Source organism: Mesorhizobium sp. RIZ17 (assembly GCF_051127865.1).
GTDB lineage: Bacteria > Pseudomonadota > Alphaproteobacteria > Rhizobiales > Rhizobiaceae > Mesorhizobium > Mesorhizobium humile.
Genome location: NZ_CP147861.1, coordinates 3,059,645 through 3,075,850 on the forward strand (window position 1 = coordinate 3,059,645; position 16,206 = coordinate 3,075,850).

At 60.3% G+C, this 16,206-nt stretch carries 14 protein-coding genes and 1 pseudogene; 11 read left to right on the forward strand and 4 right to left on the reverse strand.

Annotated elements, in window-relative coordinates; translation table 11 throughout:
* Nucleotides 1–106: 106 nt before the first annotated feature.
* The 10 genes and pseudogenes from nifH to WDX12_RS14820 form a co-directional block, all read left to right on the forward strand.
* On the forward strand, nt 107–1,000 hold the full coding sequence (gene nifH / locus WDX12_RS14775; protein ID WP_010913608.1) for a nitrogenase iron protein: 894 nt from the start codon (nt 107–109) through the stop codon (nt 998–1,000).
* Between the two features lie 105 nt (nt 1,001–1,105).
* Nucleotides 1,106–2,611, forward strand: coding sequence for a nitrogenase molybdenum-iron protein alpha chain (gene nifD, locus WDX12_RS14780; RefSeq protein WP_434725344.1), 1,506 nt, complete (start codon nt 1,106–1,108; stop codon nt 2,609–2,611).
* Nucleotides 2,612–2,738: 127 nt separating this feature from the next.
* Nucleotides 2,739–4,280: a nitrogenase molybdenum-iron protein subunit beta gene (nifK, locus tag WDX12_RS14785; protein ID WP_434725345.1), complete on the forward strand. Its 1,542-nt coding sequence runs from the start codon at nt 2,739–2,741 to the stop codon at nt 4,278–4,280.
* 60 nt (nt 4,281–4,340) lie between these two features.
* A complete protein-coding gene (gene nifE, locus WDX12_RS14790; RefSeq protein WP_434725346.1) occupies nt 4,341–5,831 on the forward strand; it encodes a nitrogenase iron-molybdenum cofactor biosynthesis protein NifE in 1,491 nt (496 codons plus the stop codon).
* Between the two features lie 9 nt (nt 5,832–5,840).
* Nucleotides 5,841–7,223, forward strand: coding sequence for a nitrogenase iron-molybdenum cofactor biosynthesis protein NifN (nifN, locus tag WDX12_RS14795; RefSeq protein ID WP_434725347.1), 1,383 nt, complete (start codon nt 5,841–5,843; stop codon nt 7,221–7,223).
* The gene (nifX, locus tag WDX12_RS14800) at nt 7,189–7,686 is read left to right on the forward strand and encodes a nitrogen fixation protein NifX (protein WP_434725348.1); all 498 of its coding nucleotides are present in this window, start codon (nt 7,189–7,191) and stop codon (nt 7,684–7,686) included. The genes nifN and nifX overlap by 35 nt, the downstream gene beginning before the upstream one ends.
* A 17-nt stretch (nt 7,687–7,703) precedes the next feature.
* Nucleotides 7,704–8,183: a NifX-associated nitrogen fixation protein gene (locus WDX12_RS14805; RefSeq protein WP_006331754.1), complete on the forward strand. Its 480-nt coding sequence runs from the start codon at nt 7,704–7,706 to the stop codon at nt 8,181–8,183.
* Between the two features lie 24 nt (nt 8,184–8,207).
* Complete coding sequence (locus tag WDX12_RS14810) at nt 8,208–8,993, forward strand: response regulator transcription factor (RefSeq protein ID WP_434725349.1); 786 nt, start codon at nt 8,208–8,210, stop codon at nt 8,991–8,993.
* Nucleotides 8,994–9,092: 99 nt separating this feature from the next.
* On the forward strand, nt 9,093–9,980 hold the full coding sequence (locus WDX12_RS14815; RefSeq protein WP_434725350.1) for a universal stress protein: 888 nt from the start codon (nt 9,093–9,095) through the stop codon (nt 9,978–9,980).
* 176 nt (nt 9,981–10,156) lie between these two features.
* Nucleotides 10,157–10,764 (forward strand): annotated as a pseudogene (locus WDX12_RS14820) (NAD(P)/FAD-dependent oxidoreductase); the annotation flags it as partial.
* A gap of 721 nt (nt 10,765–11,485) precedes the next feature.
* Here WDX12_RS14820 and WDX12_RS14825 read toward each other — a convergent pair.
* A complete protein-coding gene (locus WDX12_RS14825; protein WP_069091081.1) occupies nt 11,486–11,887 on the reverse strand; it encodes a hypothetical protein in 402 nt (133 codons plus the stop codon).
* A gap of 24 nt (nt 11,888–11,911) precedes the next feature.
* The gene (locus WDX12_RS14830) at nt 11,912–12,655 is read right to left on the reverse strand and encodes an acetoacetate decarboxylase (RefSeq protein WP_434725638.1); all 744 of its coding nucleotides are present in this window, start codon (nt 12,653–12,655) and stop codon (nt 11,912–11,914) included.
* Between the two features lie 1,213 nt (nt 12,656–13,868).
* Between WDX12_RS14830 and WDX12_RS14835 the strand changes: the two genes are divergently transcribed.
* Nucleotides 13,869–14,714 carry an SPASM domain-containing protein gene (locus WDX12_RS14835; protein ID WP_434725351.1) on the forward strand — a complete coding sequence of 282 codons (846 nt, stop codon included), beginning with the start codon at nt 13,869–13,871 and terminating at the stop codon, nt 14,712–14,714.
* Nucleotides 14,715–14,998: 284 nt separating this feature from the next.
* Here WDX12_RS14835 and WDX12_RS14840 read toward each other — a convergent pair whose 3' ends face one another.
* Nucleotides 14,999–15,298, reverse strand: coding sequence for a GDP-mannose 4,6-dehydratase (locus tag WDX12_RS14840; protein ID WP_434725352.1), 300 nt, complete (start codon nt 15,296–15,298; stop codon nt 14,999–15,001).
* Nucleotides 15,237–15,656, reverse strand: a complete 420-nt coding sequence (locus tag WDX12_RS14845) for a GDP-mannose 4,6-dehydratase (RefSeq protein WP_434725353.1) — start codon at nt 15,654–15,656, stop codon at nt 15,237–15,239. Before WDX12_RS14845 ends, WDX12_RS14840 begins: the two co-directional genes overlap by 62 nt.
* Nucleotides 15,657–16,206: the final 550 nt, after the last annotated feature.

Here is a 16,206-nt window from a genome sequence, read left to right on the forward strand (position 1 = left end):
CCAAATTGGCACGAGTTTTGAAACGATCGGTGCGAGGCGGCGGGATCTGCCGACCGGCATTGAAGTCGCGGTAACCGCTATGGATGGAAAGAAGGAAGGAAGCAACATGTCAGGTCTGCGTCAGATCGCATTCTACGGAAAGGGAGGCATCGGCAAGTCCACCACCTCTCAAAATACGCTAGCCGCCCTGGTCGACCTCGGACAGAAAATCCTGATCGTCGGCTGCGACCCCAAAGCCGACTCCACCCGCCTGATCCTGAACGCAAAGGCGCAGGATACGGTTCTGCATCTCGCCGCCCAGGAAGGTTCTGTGGAAGACCTCGAACTCCAGGACGTGCTCAAGATCGGCTACAAAGACATCAAGTGTGTGGAGTCCGGCGGCCCCGAGCCGGGTGTCGGCTGCGCCGGCCGCGGCGTCATCACCTCGATCAACTTCCTCGAGGAGAACGGCGCCTATGACAATGTCGACTATGTCTCCTACGACGTGCTGGGCGACGTGGTGTGCGGCGGCTTCGCGATGCCGATCCGCGAAAACAAGGCCCAGGAAATCTACATCGTCATGTCCGGCGAGATGATGGCGCTCTATGCCGCCAACAACATCGCCAAGGGTATCCTGAAATACGCCCATTCGGGCGGCGTGCGGCTCGGGGGGCTGATCTGCAACGAGCGCCAGACCGACCGCGAGCTCGACCTCTCCGAGGCGCTGGCCGCCAGGCTCAATTCCAAGCTCATCCACTTCGTGCCGCGCGACAACATCGTCCAGCACGCCGAACTGAGAAAGATGACGGTAATCCAGTATGCGCCGGACTCCAAACAGGCAGGGGAGTACCGCGCGTTGGCCGAGAAGATCCATGGCAATTCGGGCCAGGGCACCATCCCGACCCCAATCACCATGGAGGAGCTCGAGGACATGCTGCTCGACTTCGGCATCATGAAGACGGACGAGCAAATGCTTGCCGAGCTTCAGGCCAAGGAAGCGAAATTGGCCGTCGCTCAGTAACCGCCGCTACCGACAGGGGGGCGCCGACCGTGACCTGGCGCCCCTTTCTACGAAACAAGGCCTCGTTGGCGAGGCGTTACCCGAACCTTGAAAGGGGCAGGTCCCATGGGCCTCGACTATGAGAATGACGGCGCTTTGCATGCGAAGCTTATCGAAGACGTGCTGTCCAAATATCCAGACAAGGCGGCGAAGCGTCGCAAGAAGCACCTCAGCGTCGCAACGAGCAAGGACGAGGCCGGCGGGGAGGACAAGGGCCTTTCCGAATGCGACGTCAAATCGAACATCAAATCCATTCCGGGCGTGATGACAATCCGCGGCTGCGCCTATGCCGGCTCCAAGGGCGTGGTGTGGGGTCCAGTCAAGGATATGGTCCACATCTCGCACGGGCCGGTCGGCTGTGGGCAATATTCCTGGTCGCAACGCCGCAACTATTACGTCGGCACGACGGGCATCGACACGTTCGTGACAATGCAGTTCACCTCCGACTTCCAGGAGAAGGACATCGTTTTCGGCGGCGACAAGAAGCTGGAAAAGATCATCGACGAGATCGAGGACCTGTTTCCGCTCAGTGGCGGCATCTCGGTGCAGTCCGAATGCCCGATCGGCCTGATCGGGGACGATATCGAGGCCGTGTCGCGCAAGAAAGCCAAGGAGCACGAAAAGACGATTGTACCGGTGCGCTGCGAAGGTTTCCGCGGCGTTTCACAATCGCTCGGCCACCACATTGCCAATGATGCGATCCGCGATTGGGTGTTCGACAAGGACGATGTCGCGTTCGAGTCTGGCCCATACGACGTCAACGTCGTCGGCGACTACAACATTGGCGGCGATGCCTGGGCCTCGCGAATCCTGCTCGAAGAGATTGGGCTTCGGGTGGTCGGCAACTGGTCGGGCGACGCCACACTCGCCGAAATAGAGCGCGCTCCCAAGGCCAAGCTCAACCTGATCCACTGCTACCGGTCGATGAATTACATCTGCCGGCACATGGAGGAAAAGTACGGCATCGCCTGGATGGAATACAATTTCTTCGGTCCCTCCCAGATCGAGGCCTCTCTGCGCAACATCGCCAAGCATTTCGGCCCGGAAATCGAGGAGAAGACCGAAAAGGTCATCGCCAAATACCGGCCCTTGGTCGATGCCGTCATCGCCAAGTACCAACCGCGCCTCGAAGGCAGGACGGTGATGCTCTATGTCGGCGGCCTGCGCCCCCGTCACGTCATCACTGCCTACGAGGACCTCGCTATGGTGATCGTTGGCACCGGCTACGAATTCGCCCACAACGACGACTATCAGCGCACCGGCCATTACGTGAAAAATGGCACGCTCATCTATGACGACGTCACCGGTTACGAGCTGGAGAAGTTCATCGAAGGCATCCGCCCTGATCTCGTTGGCTCCGGTATCAAGGAGAAGTACCCGGTGCAGAAGATGGGCATCCCGTTCCGCCAGATGCACTCCTGGGACTATTCCGGCCCGTATCACGGTTATGACGGCTTCGCCATTTTCGCCCGCGACATGGATCTGGCCATCAACAACCCGGTCTGGGGTCTCTACCGCGCGCCGTGGAAGAAGATGAAGGACGCACCGCTGAGGGCCGTCGCCGCCGAATGAGGACTGGCCTCCCTGCCAGGCAGGGAGGCCGATAAATGCTCGGGGGCACTCGATCCGCGAGAGGCCCTTCAAGTTTCGATGTCCCTGTGCTGCCGTTTGCCGCAGCCAGATGGAAAAGGTGACCACCATGCCGCAATCGGCCGAAAAAGTTCTCGACCATGCTCCATTGTTCCGCGAGCCGGAATACAGACAAATGCTTGCCGAGAAGAAGCTGAATTTCGAATGTCCGCACCCTGATCAGATCGTCACCGATCAACGCGAATTGACCAAGACTTGGGAATACCGCGAAAAGAACCTCGCTCGCGAGGCGCTTGTCATAAACCCCGCCAAGGCCTGCCAGCCGCTCGGCGCGGTGTTCGCGGCCGCGGGCTTCGAGCGCACCATGTCTTTCGTCCACGGTAGCCAGGGCTGCGTCGCCTACTACCGCTCGCATCTGTCGCGACATTTCAAGGAGCCTTCGTCAGCGGTTTCCTCCTCGATGACCGAGGACGCGGCAGTGTTTGGCGGCCTGAAGAACATGGTCGACGGGCTCGCCAATACCTACAAGCTCTACGACCCCAAGATGATCGCCGTCTCGACCACCTGCATGGCCGAAGTCATTGGCGACGACCTGCGGAGCTTCATAGAGAACGCCAAGAACGAAGGCTCGGTCCCGTGCGACTTCGACGTGCCTTTCGCTCATACGCCTGCCTTCGTCGGCAGCCATGTCGATGGCTACGACGGCATGGTGAAGGGCGTGCTGGAGCATTTCTGGAAGGGCAGCGAGCGCTCGCAAGCCGCTGGGACCATCAACATCATTCCAGGCTTCGACGGATTCTGCGTCGGAAACAACCGGGAACTCAAGCGCCTCCTCGACCTGATGGGTGTCACCTATACCGTCATTCAGGACGCCTCTGACCAGTTCGACACGCCGTCGGACGGCGAATACCGCATGTATGACGGTGGCACCAAGATCGAAGACGTGAAAGGGGCACTCAACGCGGAGGCGACACTGTCGCTGCAGCATTACAACACCCGCAAGACGCTGGAATATTGCAACGAGGTCGGGCAAGCGACGGCATCCTTCCACTATCCGCTGGGTGTCCAGGCGACCGACGAATTCCTGATGAAGATCTCGGCGATTTCCGGCCAGGAGATCCCCGAGACAATCCGGATGGAGCGCGGCCGACTGGTTGATGCGATGGCGGACAGCCAGTCATGGCTGCACGGCAAGAAGTACGCAATCTATGGGGATCCGGACTTCGTCTACGCCATGGCCCGCTTCGTCATGGAGACCGGCGGCGAGCCGACACATTGCCTCGCGACCAACGGCACATCGGCCTGGGAGGCCCAGATGAAGGAATTGCTTGCATCCTCGTCCTTTGGCCAGGATGCCCAGATCTGGGCGGGCAAGGATCTCTGGGCGATGCGTTCGCTGCTGTTTACAGAGCCGGTGGACCTGCTGATCGGCAATTCCTATGGCAAGTATCTGGAGCGCGACACCGGCACGCCGCTGATCCGGCTGATGTTTCCAATCTTCGACCGGCACCATCACCATCGCTTTCCCCTCATGGGCTACCAGGGTGGATTACGCGTGCTGACGACGATCCTCGACAAGATATTCGACAAGCTCGATCGCGAGACGAGCGAAACGGGCGTGACGGACTATTCCTATGACCTCACCCGCTAAGCCCGTGCCGGCTTTTCGTCGAGGCCGTCCATTGCCCAATGGACTTCGGAGACTGACGCAATGACCTCGCTCAGTGCCAAGATCCAGGACGTTTTCGACGAGCCCGCCTGCGATAACAACCGCGGCAAGGATGCCAAGGCGCGCAAGCAGGGCTGCTCGAAGCCGCTGACCCCCGGGGCGGCAGCCGGCGGCTGCGCCTTTGACGGCGCCAAGATCGTCCTGCAGCCGATTACCGACGTTGCGCACCTGGTCCATGCGCCGCTCGCCTGCGAGGGCAATTCCTGGGACAACAGAGGCGCAGCTTCGTCCGGGCCAACCCTGTGGCGGACAAGCTTCACAACCGACCTAACCGAACTCGACGTCGTGATGGGGCAGGGCGAGCGGAAGCTGTTCAGGGCGATCCGCGAGATCAAGGATACATATGCGCCGCCGGCAGTCTTCGTCTATTCGACCTGCGTGACGGCGCTGATCGGCGACGACATCGAGGCCGTGTGCAAACGCGCGGCCGAAAAATTCGGCTTGGCCGTGGTGCCGATCAATGCGCCGGGCTTGGCCGGCTCCAAGAACCTCGGCAACAAACTTGCCGCCGAAGCGTTGCTCGATCATGTCATCGGCACGGTGGAACCCGACGACGCCGGGCCCTACGACATCAACATCCTTGGCGAATTCAACCTCTCCGGCGAATTCTGGCTGGTGAAGCCGCTGCTTGATCGGCTCGGCATCCGGGTGCGCGCCTGCATTCCGGGCGATGCGCGTTACATCGACGTTGCATCCGCGCACCGCGCCCGGGCGGCTATGCTGGTGTGCTCGAGCGCACTGATCAACCTGGCCCGCAAAATGGAGGGGCGCTGGGACATCCCATTCTTCGAGGGCTCCTTCTACGGCATAACCGATACCTCGGAGGCACTTCGCAACATTGCTGAGCTGCTGGTGAGGAAGGGCGCCGATGCGGAAATCCTCGATCGCACAGACACGCTGATCGCTGAGCAGGAGGCGATTGCATGGAAGAAGCTCGAGGCCTACCGCCGGCGGCTTCAAGGCAAGCGCGTGCTGCTCAATACAGGCGGTGTGAAGTCCTGGTCAGTCGTCCACGCGCTGATGGAGATTGGCATGGAGATCGTCGGCACCTCGGTCAAGAAATCCACCGTCGAAGACAAGGAGCGGATCAAACGGATCCTCAAGGACGAAAACCACATGTTCGAGCAGATGGCAGCGCGCGATCTTTACGCCATGCTCTCAAAACACAAGGCCGACATCATGCTGTCGGGCGGGCGCACGCAATTCATCGCGCTGAAGGCCAAGACACCCTGGCTCGATATCAACCAGGAGCGCCAACATCCTTATGCCGGCTATGACGGCATGGTGGAACTTGTCCGGCAGATCGACCTCGCCATTCATAGCCCGATCTGGGACCAGGTGCGGGAGCCGGCGCCGTGGGATCGCCAGCCTGCTGTGGAGGACAATCTGGCGAGCACGAAGAACGGGACCGCGACTGTGAACGCCTTCAATGAATTCGCCGGCGCGACGGCTCACCGCTTCGGCAACCGTTGAGGAAATTCGATGGTCCGCATCCTTCGCAAAATCAAATCAGCGGCGGTCAACCCGCTGAAGTCGTCGCAGCCGCTGGGTGCCGCCTTCGCTTTTCTTGGAGTCGAGGGTGCGATGCCCCTGTTCCATGGCAGCCAAGGCTGCACCAGCTTCGCGCTCGTGCTCTTCGTGCGGCATTTCAAGGAAGCGATCCCCTTGCAGACAACGGCGATGGATGAGGTGGCAACCATACTCGGCGGAGCGGACCATCTGGAAGAGGCGATCCTCAACCTCAAAACCCGCACGAAGCCAAAGCTGATAGGAGTGTGCACGACCGCGCTGGTGGAGACCCGTGGCGAAGACTGCGCGAGTGATATCGCCAACATCAAGCTGAAGCATGCGGAAGAGCTCGCTGGTACGGAGGTTGTGCTGGCCAACACGCCTGATTTCGGCGGCGCTATCGAAGAAGGCTGGGCCCAGGCTGTCGCGGCGATGATCGAAGGGATTACACGGTCGGGCGCACGGACCCGGCAGCCGAAGAAGATCGCGATCCTGCCCGGATGCAACCTCACTGTCGCTGACGTCGAGCATTTGCGTGACATGGTTGAAAGTTTTGGGCTCAAGCCGGTTATCCTGCCGGACGTCTCCGGCTCACTCGACGGCACGGTTCCTGACCGCTGGGTAACCACTACCTATGGCGGCACCAGCGTCGAGGAAATCCGCGAGCTTGGCACGGCCGCGCAATGCATCGTCATCGGCGAGCACATGCGCCACCCGGCGAAAACGCTGCACGGGTTGACCGGCGTGCCTTACGCGGTGTTCCAGTCGCTGACCGGATTGAAGGCCGTCGACCGGTTCGTCTCGCTGCTATCGGCGGTTTCGGGCGCGGCGGTGCCGGCCCGGGTTCGCCGTCGCCGGGCGCAATTGGAGGATGCATTGCTCGACGGACATTTCCATTTCGGAGGCAAGAGAATTGCGATCGCTGCGGAACCAGACCAACTCTATCAACTCGCAACCTTCTTCACCGGCATGGGCTGCGAAATCGCAGCGGCGGTCACGACGACCGATATGTCGAAGATTCTGCAAAAAGTACCGGCGGACTGGGTTCAGATCGGCGATCTCGGCGATTTGGAAGTTCTTGCAGCGGGCGCGGATCTTCTCGTTACGCATTCCCACGGTCGCCAGGCGTCGCGACGCCTTGGCATTCCGCTCATGCGCGTCGGCTTCCCGATCTTCGACCGGCTCGGCAGCCAGCACAAGCTCACAATCCTCTATCGGGGGACCCGCGACCTGATCTTCGATGTTGCCAATATCTTTCAGGCCAACCAGCACGCGCCGACGCCTGAGGCGCTTGATCCATTCCGGAAACGAGAAATGCCAGATGAGCTCCGTTCGTCGCCTCTCACTCGTCACTGACGAGGTTCACGCACCGATGACGGACCGACGGGCAGGCGCATTGCGCGTAGCCATTGCCACGCAAGACATGACGAATCTCAATGCCCATTTCGGGTCGGCCAAGCGCTTTGCTGTCTACGACGTGACGCGCGAGGAGTGGCATCTCGTGGAAGCCGTGGCCTTCGATGACGTTTCCGATGAGAGCGGGAAGCGTCGGACCGAGGGCGATGACCGCGTCACGCCGAAGGTGGAGGCGCTGAAGGGCTGCCATCTGCTGTTTTGTCTGGCCATCGGCGGGCCTTCGGCAGCCAAGGTTATTTCGGCAAAAATCCATCCAATCAAGGTGCTGCAGCCACAAACCATCCAAGAGGTGCTGTTGCGCACGCAGATGATGCTGAGGACGTGTCCTCCGCCCTGGCTGCGCAAGGTGCTGGCCGAAGCTGGTGTCGCGCAAAAGAAACCCTCCTTCGAGGATGAGGACTGAAACAAGGAAAGAGCGAAATGTTTGAAGTCGCGATCAGCCCTGCTGTCAACGATGACGAGGCGGCCCTTGCCAGCCCGTTCGTCAAATGCCTCGTGCGGCTGATCCTTGCTCAGGATTCCCACGGGTCATGGGACGGCAAAGCGGACGCCGAGTTGCTGGCCGACTTCATCGTCAGCAAGGAACGGCGTCGTACGATCCCAATCATCGGCGATCCCGATCCGGACGTGCTGTGGAGGCTCGACAAGTTTTACACTGCCGTCGCCCTTGCGATCGAGGAGCGCTCCGGCCTGATGGCATCGCCGATGATCGAAATGAGCCATGAGGGGTTCGGGCGCGTGCTTTTCACCGCCGGGCGGCTGGTCGTTTTGTCCAAGACCGTGCGCGACGTCCATCGGTTCGGCTTCGAGACGTTCTGCAAACTCGCCGCCGCCGGTACGAAACTGGTCGACGATGCCATCGCAGCCATCGACGCCTATCCCGAGGTGGCACGGGCATGAAACCAATCTTCGAGCAAGAGGATCATGTCAGGCCTTGAGGAGCCGCGATGGCCAGCCCACGCGGCCGACGCGGTCGAGGCCAATTTGGTTCTCGGGGTAGCGCTGATGAAGCCACTCGTCCTGATCTGTTCGCAAGATGCGGAGTTCTATCTGTTCCTCAGCCACATACTGGAGGTGGACGGCTTCGTCAGTGAGCCGGCAGGCGGCGCCAAGGAAGCACTTGCAAAGGCCGACGAACGGGAATTCCAGGCCGTGGTGCTGGACTGCGGTCCAACGAGCCTTACCGGGTCCGCAATCTGCGCCCGGCTCAAGCGGGAACCCCGGACCGGCGGCCTGCCCATCATTGCCCTGATCGCGCCCGGCGCCGAGAACCAGCACCTTGATCTGTTGAAGGCCGGCATTGACGAGAGCTTTGTGCGGCCAATGGCGCCGGCCAAGCTGCTCGATTATCTGCGGACGAGGCTGGCGCTGCCGAAGCCGGGTTCAAACGGGATTGAAAACGACAGCTGGCTTTCCTATGGCAGCCTTGAGATGAAGCTCGATGCCCACCGGGTTTGCGGCAATGGCCATGACATCCATCTCGGACCGATCGAGTTCAACGTGCTGCGGCATTTGCTGGAGGCTCCCGGCAAGGTCTTCAGCCGGGACGAGCTGATCGGCGGGGCCTGGCCGGCCAATATCCATGTCGGTCTACGCACAGTCGATGTCCATATCAGTCGGCTCAGAAAGGCACTGGAGACGGCCTCGACCGGTATCGTCATTCGTACCGTCAGGTCGGCCGGCTACTCGCTCGAGAAGCTGGACGGCTGAATCGAGTGCCGGGTCTGGTGCCACTCCCTTTTCCTCGCGCTGTGAGCCGGTCTTGCGGCCTGAAACGCCCTCATCGAACACTCAGGAAGAAGCAGGAAAATGGGCTTTAAAACGGTACTCTGTTCGACCGGCGCTGACCATTCCGATCGGGACGTCAGAACTGCTGCCGGCTTGTGTGCGGAGATCGGCGCGCACCTTTCCGTACTGATCATACCCGCTCCGATGCTCCTTATGTCGCATCGGCGGATCGGAGATGGTGTCCCAGAGTGGCCGGTAGCACGTGGACAGGCAATTGCCAGATTGAACGATCGGTTTCGGCAAATCGATCGATTTACACAGAACGCGGTCAGACTGGAAAAACGCTCCAGAGATATTCAGAAACTGCTGGAATCTATGTCGCTCGCCTATGACGTTGACACCGACTATTACGATCCGGCCAGCCTCGGTGAAGTGGCACGACAGCGGGCGCTCTGCGCCGACCTCACGATCATCGGACCGGGACTCCTCAACGACGAGAATCTCGGACCTCCTGTGGTCAACGGCTGCTTGTTCGATACGGGAAAGCCGGTGCTCGTTGTGCCGAAGGGGGCTGAGGCGACGCTGTGGCCACGGCGCGTCCTGGTCGGTTGGGATTCGCGAGTCGAGGCGTCCCGTGCGGTTCGAGAAGCGCTGGGCCTCCTATGCGTTGCTGAGGAAGTTCGTGTCGCCCTGGTCGATCCGAAGGCCAACTACAACGGGAACGGCGCGGAGCCTGGAGCCGACATCGCTGCTTATCTCACTCGGCACGGTGCTCGGGTGTCGGTTGACCTCCTGCCAAGTGCCGGCAAATCGGCGGCCACGGTGCTTGCGCAGCACGCAATCGACATTTCTGCGGACATGATCGTCATGGGCGCCTATGGCAGCCGTCGGCTGCGTGAGCGGCTCTTTGGCGGTGTGACCAGATGGATCTTTGAAAAGCCGACATTGCCGCTGTTTTTGGCTCGATGACGGTTCCGGACCCGCACCGATGCTGTTCAAAGCTCTACTGTGACGCCTGCATTCATACGTAGATGGGCTCCATCGAAATAATCGATCTTACGAAGAGTAACGAACATGAAAAGCATTGCTCGGGAGGCGACGCCCGCCGGAAATCTCTCCAGTCATGCGCAAGGCGGAGGTGGAACGGCCAGAGCGTGACCAGTGTCAGCCTCGACAATGGCGACAGGCTGGAAGTCGGCATCGTCGTCAACTCAGCCGGGCCGAATGCCGGCACGGTGGCTGCCATGGCGGGGCTGGTGTTTCCGGTCGAGCCGCGCAAGCGCAACGTCTTCGTCTTCGAGGCGCGCGACAAATACTCTGATATGCCGCTGCTGGTCGATCCCTCCGGCAAGGCTCGGTCTATCTCACTGGCGGCGCCGAACCGGAAGAAGGCGACGGCCCGGCCGACCTCACCGATTTCGAGGTGGACTGGCCGCTGTTCGAAGAGGTGATCTGGCCGGTGCTGGCGACCCGCATTCCCGCCTTCGAGGCGATCAAGCCGACACGCGCCTGGGCCGGCCATTACGACCACAACACGCTCGACCAGAACGCGGTGATCGGCCCGCATCCGCAGGTTCAGAATTTCCTCTTCGCCAATGGTTTTTCCGGCCACGGCCTGCAGCAGGCGCCGGCGGTCGGCAAGGCGCTGGCCGAGCTGATCGTGCACGGCGGCTACCGCACGGTGGACTGCTCGGCGTTTGGGTACAGCGGTGTCGCTGAAGGGCGGGCGTTCAGGGAATTGAATGTGATCTAACGCTGGCGGGACAGCCCCCCTCTCTGGCCTACCGGCCATCTCCCCCGCAAGGGGGAGACCGGCAGCTTCCCTGGCGGCTCCAAACTTCTAGCCTTGGAGATTGGCGAAGGCAGCGATGACGGCCAATCTCCCCCCTTTGCGGGCGCGGTCAGTGGGGTCCTTGCCTTTGGCGATGCATGTCGTGGCTGGACCGGGTGAGGTGAGTCCGGCCCGTCTACCCAGCCTCTGCGCCCGCCCCGAAGCCGCTCGCCCGCTCAGCGCTATGAGGGCGCGCTCGCGAGCGGCTTCGCGAACGCTGCGCTACAGCACGTGCAGGGACGCGACCCCAGTGAAGGCATACTCCAGCGTGGCTTCGCCAATTCCGTTTCGTTGGCCCCCCTCAAGCCGGTCTTCCAACCGAAGGCCGAACGCGCCAATTCGCCAGCCAACTCCATCAACGATTGTCTAAATCCGCAACCTGGGGCGGTTCGCTCGAGCTCGTTTGCTTGAGCACGGCACAGACGGGATCGCGAGTACGATGCCGCGGAATGGGAACGCACCCATGCTTGGGCACGAGGCCCCGAGCCAACGCGCATCGCGCCAATCGGCGTCGTCACGTTCGAGATACATCACCGGCTGCTCGGCGCTTTTACGCTCGCATATGCGCCGGCACGCCGCTGGCGATCGATGACGCATCTGCCGACGAGGCTGCTCGTTCCACGAAAAAGCGATAAGCGCGAGATCAATGGGCAACCTCGTCGGGATCGAAAAGAGCGCTAAACCGGGTTGCTAGATCAATCCAGGGTGCCGCGTCGCCGCTCTCTGAAGCTATTCGAACGACCGCCGCCAGATAATCGGTAAAAGCCTTCAGTCTTATGGCGCCTTGCTCTGAGAGGCAGTCAATGGCGTCAAGCCGCTGGTAAACGGCAGCGAGCATATGTTGCACCAAAAGCAGGGAGGATGGGCAAGGGCAATCGCTCTTACTCGCGAGGCGCCTGCACTCGCTGCAAAGCGGCGGAATGTCCTCTAAGGCTAGGTAGCTGGAAAGACGTTGTATGAGATTGTCAGTGGCGTTCCTTGTCGAGAAGCCGTCCACCAGCTCCCCATCGCGTTGGTTCAATGAGATATCACTGTAAAAGTTCATGGTTCTTCCTTTCCGATGGCGAGGCTAGGCTTCCGCGAGATAGTCGTGGACGACCTTCCCGAGCGCGAGCGTGAGATCTGCGACGAGGTGTACTGCCGAGACTACTTCCAGCACCGGCAGTTCGGCGACGGGGGCAAGCGCATGCGACCAGAGGTTCAGGGCTGCCGGGCCGGTCCAGGCGCCCCTCAAATGGACGTCCTCTAGATGATATTCCACGAGCTCACAGATGCGCGGCGTGCCGTCGACATGCGGGATAATTTTGAGGAGGAAGTTCGGTTCAGCGAGCGAGGCCCTCACGCTCGCGAGGTCGGCGGCTCGGTGCTTGTAGCCCATGGTACCCGTCGCGACGCGGACTGGGCCGTAGTTGAGCGTGCCGACAAGGGTATCCGTCTCCGTTCGAAGCGTTGGGCTGGCGAGCTTCTTCGGAAAACCCCACAACTCGCGTCCGCCGGCGATCGGCGGATGGTCGTCGAGAAACATGCAGTGAGTGTAGGTGCCCTTGCGGCCTCGGAAGGAAACCGGGATGACCTGCCCGCTTTCGGTGTAGTCGCCAAAGCCAGTCGAGTCCGGCATGCGGATGAACTCGAATTTCACGAGCGGCTCGACGACCTGAAGTGGCTCCGGCACCAGGTCGCGCAGCTTCTGTGGATCGGTGCGATATGTGATGATCAGATACTCCCGGTTTCGGAAGCGATATGGCCCGGCCGGATAGGCCGGGCTTGTCAGTGGCATGGCGAAAGCCTTCGCCCGGACAGTGTCTTGGTGCATGTCTGAAATTCCTTTGGGCTGGATCAGTGGGCTTAGATCGGTCTGCATGATGGCGGCGAGGCTCTCCGAGGGGCTGTCGTAGCCTCGTAAGGGATGCATGGCGTAATCGCGCGTAGCCATTTGCGCTGGGCAATTGCCTTGGGGCGCGAGGCGATGGTCGCGGACGCGGTTCCCTGGTTCCGGTTGTGATCGAGAGGCAAGATTCGAGGTAAAGTGATTTTGTTCCTCATTTGAAGGCGCTGCTTCCCGTCTGCCCTCGTGGTACGAGGCGGTGGAGTGGCGGCCAGCTCCGATTTGTCCTCCATGACGGGGTTTGCGGATCGACGCGCATGCGCCATGCCAAATGAGAAATCGTTCGGTGCCCGCAGGACAGACGGCCTCGGCGAGGCAGTCGAGAGAGAAGGTCTTCGCCTCACGCGGATCAGATACGAATTCCCGAGCACTGCGGTGATGTAGCAAGAAGGCCTGCGACGCCACCAAACCTCTGTCGCGAAAATAGGGAGGTGACGCGGTATCCGCCGTCTAGCCAGACAGCATACGCCGCATCCGGCAGCACGCACTCGACGGCCTGGCCCCATCGCCGGCTTCAGAAGAAAAGATCAGCTATGAGCCGGCAGGCAGTCGCTGCACGCGGCGGTCAGGTCGTGTAGATCTTCCGCGCACACAGCCGGCGCCGAAATGATGCTAGATGATGAGCCGACGCCAACATTACCGCAGGGGAGACAGCCAAGTCTGTCCTCAAGCGTCTGAAATGCATGTCCAAAAGCTGACAGCGACAAAAAACATGTCTGGTCCGAAACAACCGGCCGCGTTGGGCGTGAGGTTTCTCGAAGCCTACTCGTGCAGTTGCTGCGGCTAAGCGCGCTGGCACGGCCTTTGCTGGAGATGCGGCAATGTTGAGTGGGGGCTGACCGCATAAGAACGCGAGACGATTGATTTTCTGCTGCGCTATCTCGGCGGCGCGCCCGCTCAACGGTCACGGCTACACCTTGGCAATGGCTGACGCGCGACTTTGCGGTTGCGCCGCCCTGCCGCGCCGATGCGCCCAAAGTTCGTTGATAGTCCGCTCGGCAGATTGAGGAAACCGGCTGTTGACTGCTGCCCAGGCGGAGATGGCTGGGCTCATTCGGACTGTCTTGACCGTCGGTGTCATGAAGCCAAAGACACCATGCTGGACGTTATGCATGACCAAGACGAGTGGGAGTCACAACGAATGATTTTACCGGAACTGCGCTCTGCTATCCCAGCCGGCAGAGTTTTGGAGATAACCACGACCACAGGATGCATCGTGGGATGTTCATATTGTCCGCAGGACAAGTTCGCTGACCGGCAAAGAAAAGTATCTGATACGAAGCATCTTAGTCTTGGAGATTTCAAGCGCTGTCTGGCGCGCGTACCAGCCTCCGTCGACATTAGTTTTGCCGGGTATTCTGAGCCATGGCTCAATCCGGATTGCACCGAAATGGTCGAGCACGCTTCCGCCAAAGGCCACGGCATCAGGATTTTCACGACGCTTGTGGGAATGAAGGGGCAGGATCTACAACGCTTGCAGGCGCTGCGGTTGGGGGTATTCGTGGTTCATGTTTTTGATGATGGCGCCCACATGAATAGCCGCCTTGTCGGAGACAAGTATCGCGATTTGGTTGGTCAACTCGTCGACGCCGACATCCCTTCGATCCGATTCGTGGTTTTGGGTGAGCCCCATCCCGATATCGCCGACATTATCCCTGCCCAAGCCCTAGTTCGCGCGCGACCGGTGAGCAGCAGGGGTGGAAGCGTAGACCCTAAGATTGTAGAACCACGGCAGCCAGTCGTCGGAGCGCTGATATGCGTGGACGAACGGCAGTATCGGAATGTACTCCTTCCAAACGGCGAGGTTACTCTCTGCTCCATGGATTTTGAGCGGCGTCACGTATTGGGCAACCTTCTATGCGACGAATATGGCGATCTCTTTAAAAGCCCAGTTTTTTGCGAAATCGTCGATCGCATGAATGGAGCGGCTGGTTTTCTGCTTTGCAGGATGTGTGAATTTGCCGATCCAAACGATAGAACTGACTGACGCCGGCTGACCGCGGCGGGCCTGAAATGCCGACGTCCCCGAAACGGCAAGATGCACATGCCCGCGAAGTCATCGTGTTTTCACGTCACGCTAACACGATCCCGTAGGCGCGGCAGTCAGCCTCGACCATTTCCGAGACGAACTCATCGAAAGTGGTCTTCGGCTTCCAATCGAGTTTTGTCGGCTGCCTTGGAGGCATCGCCGATCAGCAGGTCAACCTCGATTGGCCCGAAACAGCGTTTCCGGATCAGCGCTTGATTACTCATGCGTTCACGGCCACCTCGTCAACGCCTTCGCCCTCCCAGACGATCTCCTTTTCGACTCGCCTGAAGGCAAGCCCCGACAAAGGTGCGGACCGTGTGTGTCTCGCCGGTTGCCAGCACGAAATCGTCAGGTTGATGCTGCAAGATGCGCCACATGCCCTCGACATAGGCGCGCGCCGACCCCCAGTCGCGCTTTGCTCCCAGGTTTCCGAGATAGAGACAGTCCTGTTTGCCGGCCATGATCGAGCCACCGCACGCGTCACTTTGCGCGTGATGAAAGTTTCGCCGCGCGTCGCCCTTCGTGATTGAACAGGATGCCATAGAGCCCGTATACCTCGCGGTAGTTCATGGTGATCCAGTAGGCGTAGAGCTTCGCCACCGCATAGGTCGAGCGTGGATAAAACGGAGTGCTCTCCTGCTGCGGGATGCCCCTGGACCGAAGCAAAGAGTTCGGAAGTTGACGCCTGGTAGAACCGCGTTTCTTTATCGAGACGAAGAATGCGGATCGCTCAGCAGCAGCAGCGTGCCGAGCGTATCGGCATTGGCGGTGTATTCCCGGTCCCGAAGGAGACTGCACGTGGCTTTGCGCAGCCAGATTGTAGATTTCGTCCGGCTGCGTTTCTTGCCGGAGACGGATCAGGTTTGCCGCATCCGTCGTGTCGCCGTAATGCAGGACCATGTCGGGATAGTCCTCATGAGGACCTTGATAACGGAAATTCCTTTTCAGGGATCGACACTCGGCGCCGGGCCAGTCCTCGATGACGGCCGTGTGGAAAGTGCCAAGAGCGCCTGCAACGCTATGAAGTCGAAGAGTACGATTGCGTGCAAAAATCGGCGCCGGTGCAAGGTTTCGGCCTCAATGTCGGATACTCGACAGGATTGCGAACCTGCCTTCCGTTGCCTTTGCTGATGTTTTGCTCTGGCACGTTCGATGCAGGGGACCTCCCGAAAGCAGCAGCGGAGGTCTTCTATGATCAAACCCACGGAAAAATGCTGTCGCCGCATTGATGACCGTGCCCTCGCTGGTCGCCAAGCAGGCCGAAGGTCGGCTCATCGCGGTCGAGGCGGGCAACTGAGCCCAATTGCAATGAGGGATAGGTTGCAAAAGGATGTCACTGACCACGCGGGGGTCATCGAGGCGGGATTCTCGATGCCAGCCACGCGCAACATATCGCCGGCATGAGTGCCGATCTCATCACGGAGCGGGAATCCGCGGGCGTCACACCCGA

Bases quoted from the DNA above. Each gene is read 5' to 3' on its own strand.
- WDX12_RS14805 (WP_006331754.1), top strand. From the start codon at position 7,704: ATGTTTGAAGTCGCGATCAGCCCTGCTGTCAACGATGACGAGGCGGCC.
- nifN (WP_434725347.1), top strand. From the start codon at position 5,841: ATGGTCCGCATCCTTCGCAAAATCAAATCAGCGGCGGTCAACCCGCTG.
- nifX (WP_434725348.1), top strand. From the start codon at position 7,189: ATGAGCTCCGTTCGTCGCCTCTCACTCGTCACTGACGAGGTTCACGCA.
- nifE (WP_434725346.1), top strand. From the start codon at position 4,341: ATGACCTCGCTCAGTGCCAAGATCCAGGACGTTTTCGACGAGCCCGCC.
- nifK (WP_434725345.1), top strand. From the start codon at position 2,739: ATGCCGCAATCGGCCGAAAAAGTTCTCGACCATGCTCCATTGTTCCGC.
- WDX12_RS14840 (WP_434725352.1), bottom strand. From the start codon at position 15,298: ATGGCATCCTGTTCAATCACGAAGGGCGACGCGCGGCGAAACTTTCAT.
- WDX12_RS14825 (WP_069091081.1), bottom strand. From the start codon at position 11,887: ATGAACTTTTACAGTGATATCTCATTGAACCAACGCGATGGGGAGCTG.
- WDX12_RS14830 (WP_434725638.1), bottom strand. From the start codon at position 12,655: ATGCACCAAGACACTGTCCGGGCGAAGGCTTTCGCCATGCCACTGACA.
- WDX12_RS14810 (WP_434725349.1), top strand. From the start codon at position 8,208: ATGTCAGGCCTTGAGGAGCCGCGATGGCCAGCCCACGCGGCCGACGCG.
- WDX12_RS14835 (WP_434725351.1), top strand. From the start codon at position 13,869: ATGATTTTACCGGAACTGCGCTCTGCTATCCCAGCCGGCAGAGTTTTG.
- WDX12_RS14815 (WP_434725350.1), top strand. From the start codon at position 9,093: ATGGGCTTTAAAACGGTACTCTGTTCGACCGGCGCTGACCATTCCGAT.
- nifH (WP_010913608.1), top strand. From the start codon at position 107: ATGTCAGGTCTGCGTCAGATCGCATTCTACGGAAAGGGAGGCATCGGC.
- nifD (WP_434725344.1), top strand. From the start codon at position 1,106: ATGGGCCTCGACTATGAGAATGACGGCGCTTTGCATGCGAAGCTTATC.
- WDX12_RS14845 (WP_434725353.1), bottom strand. From the start codon at position 15,656: ATGGTCCTGCATTACGGCGACACGACGGATGCGGCAAACCTGATCCGT.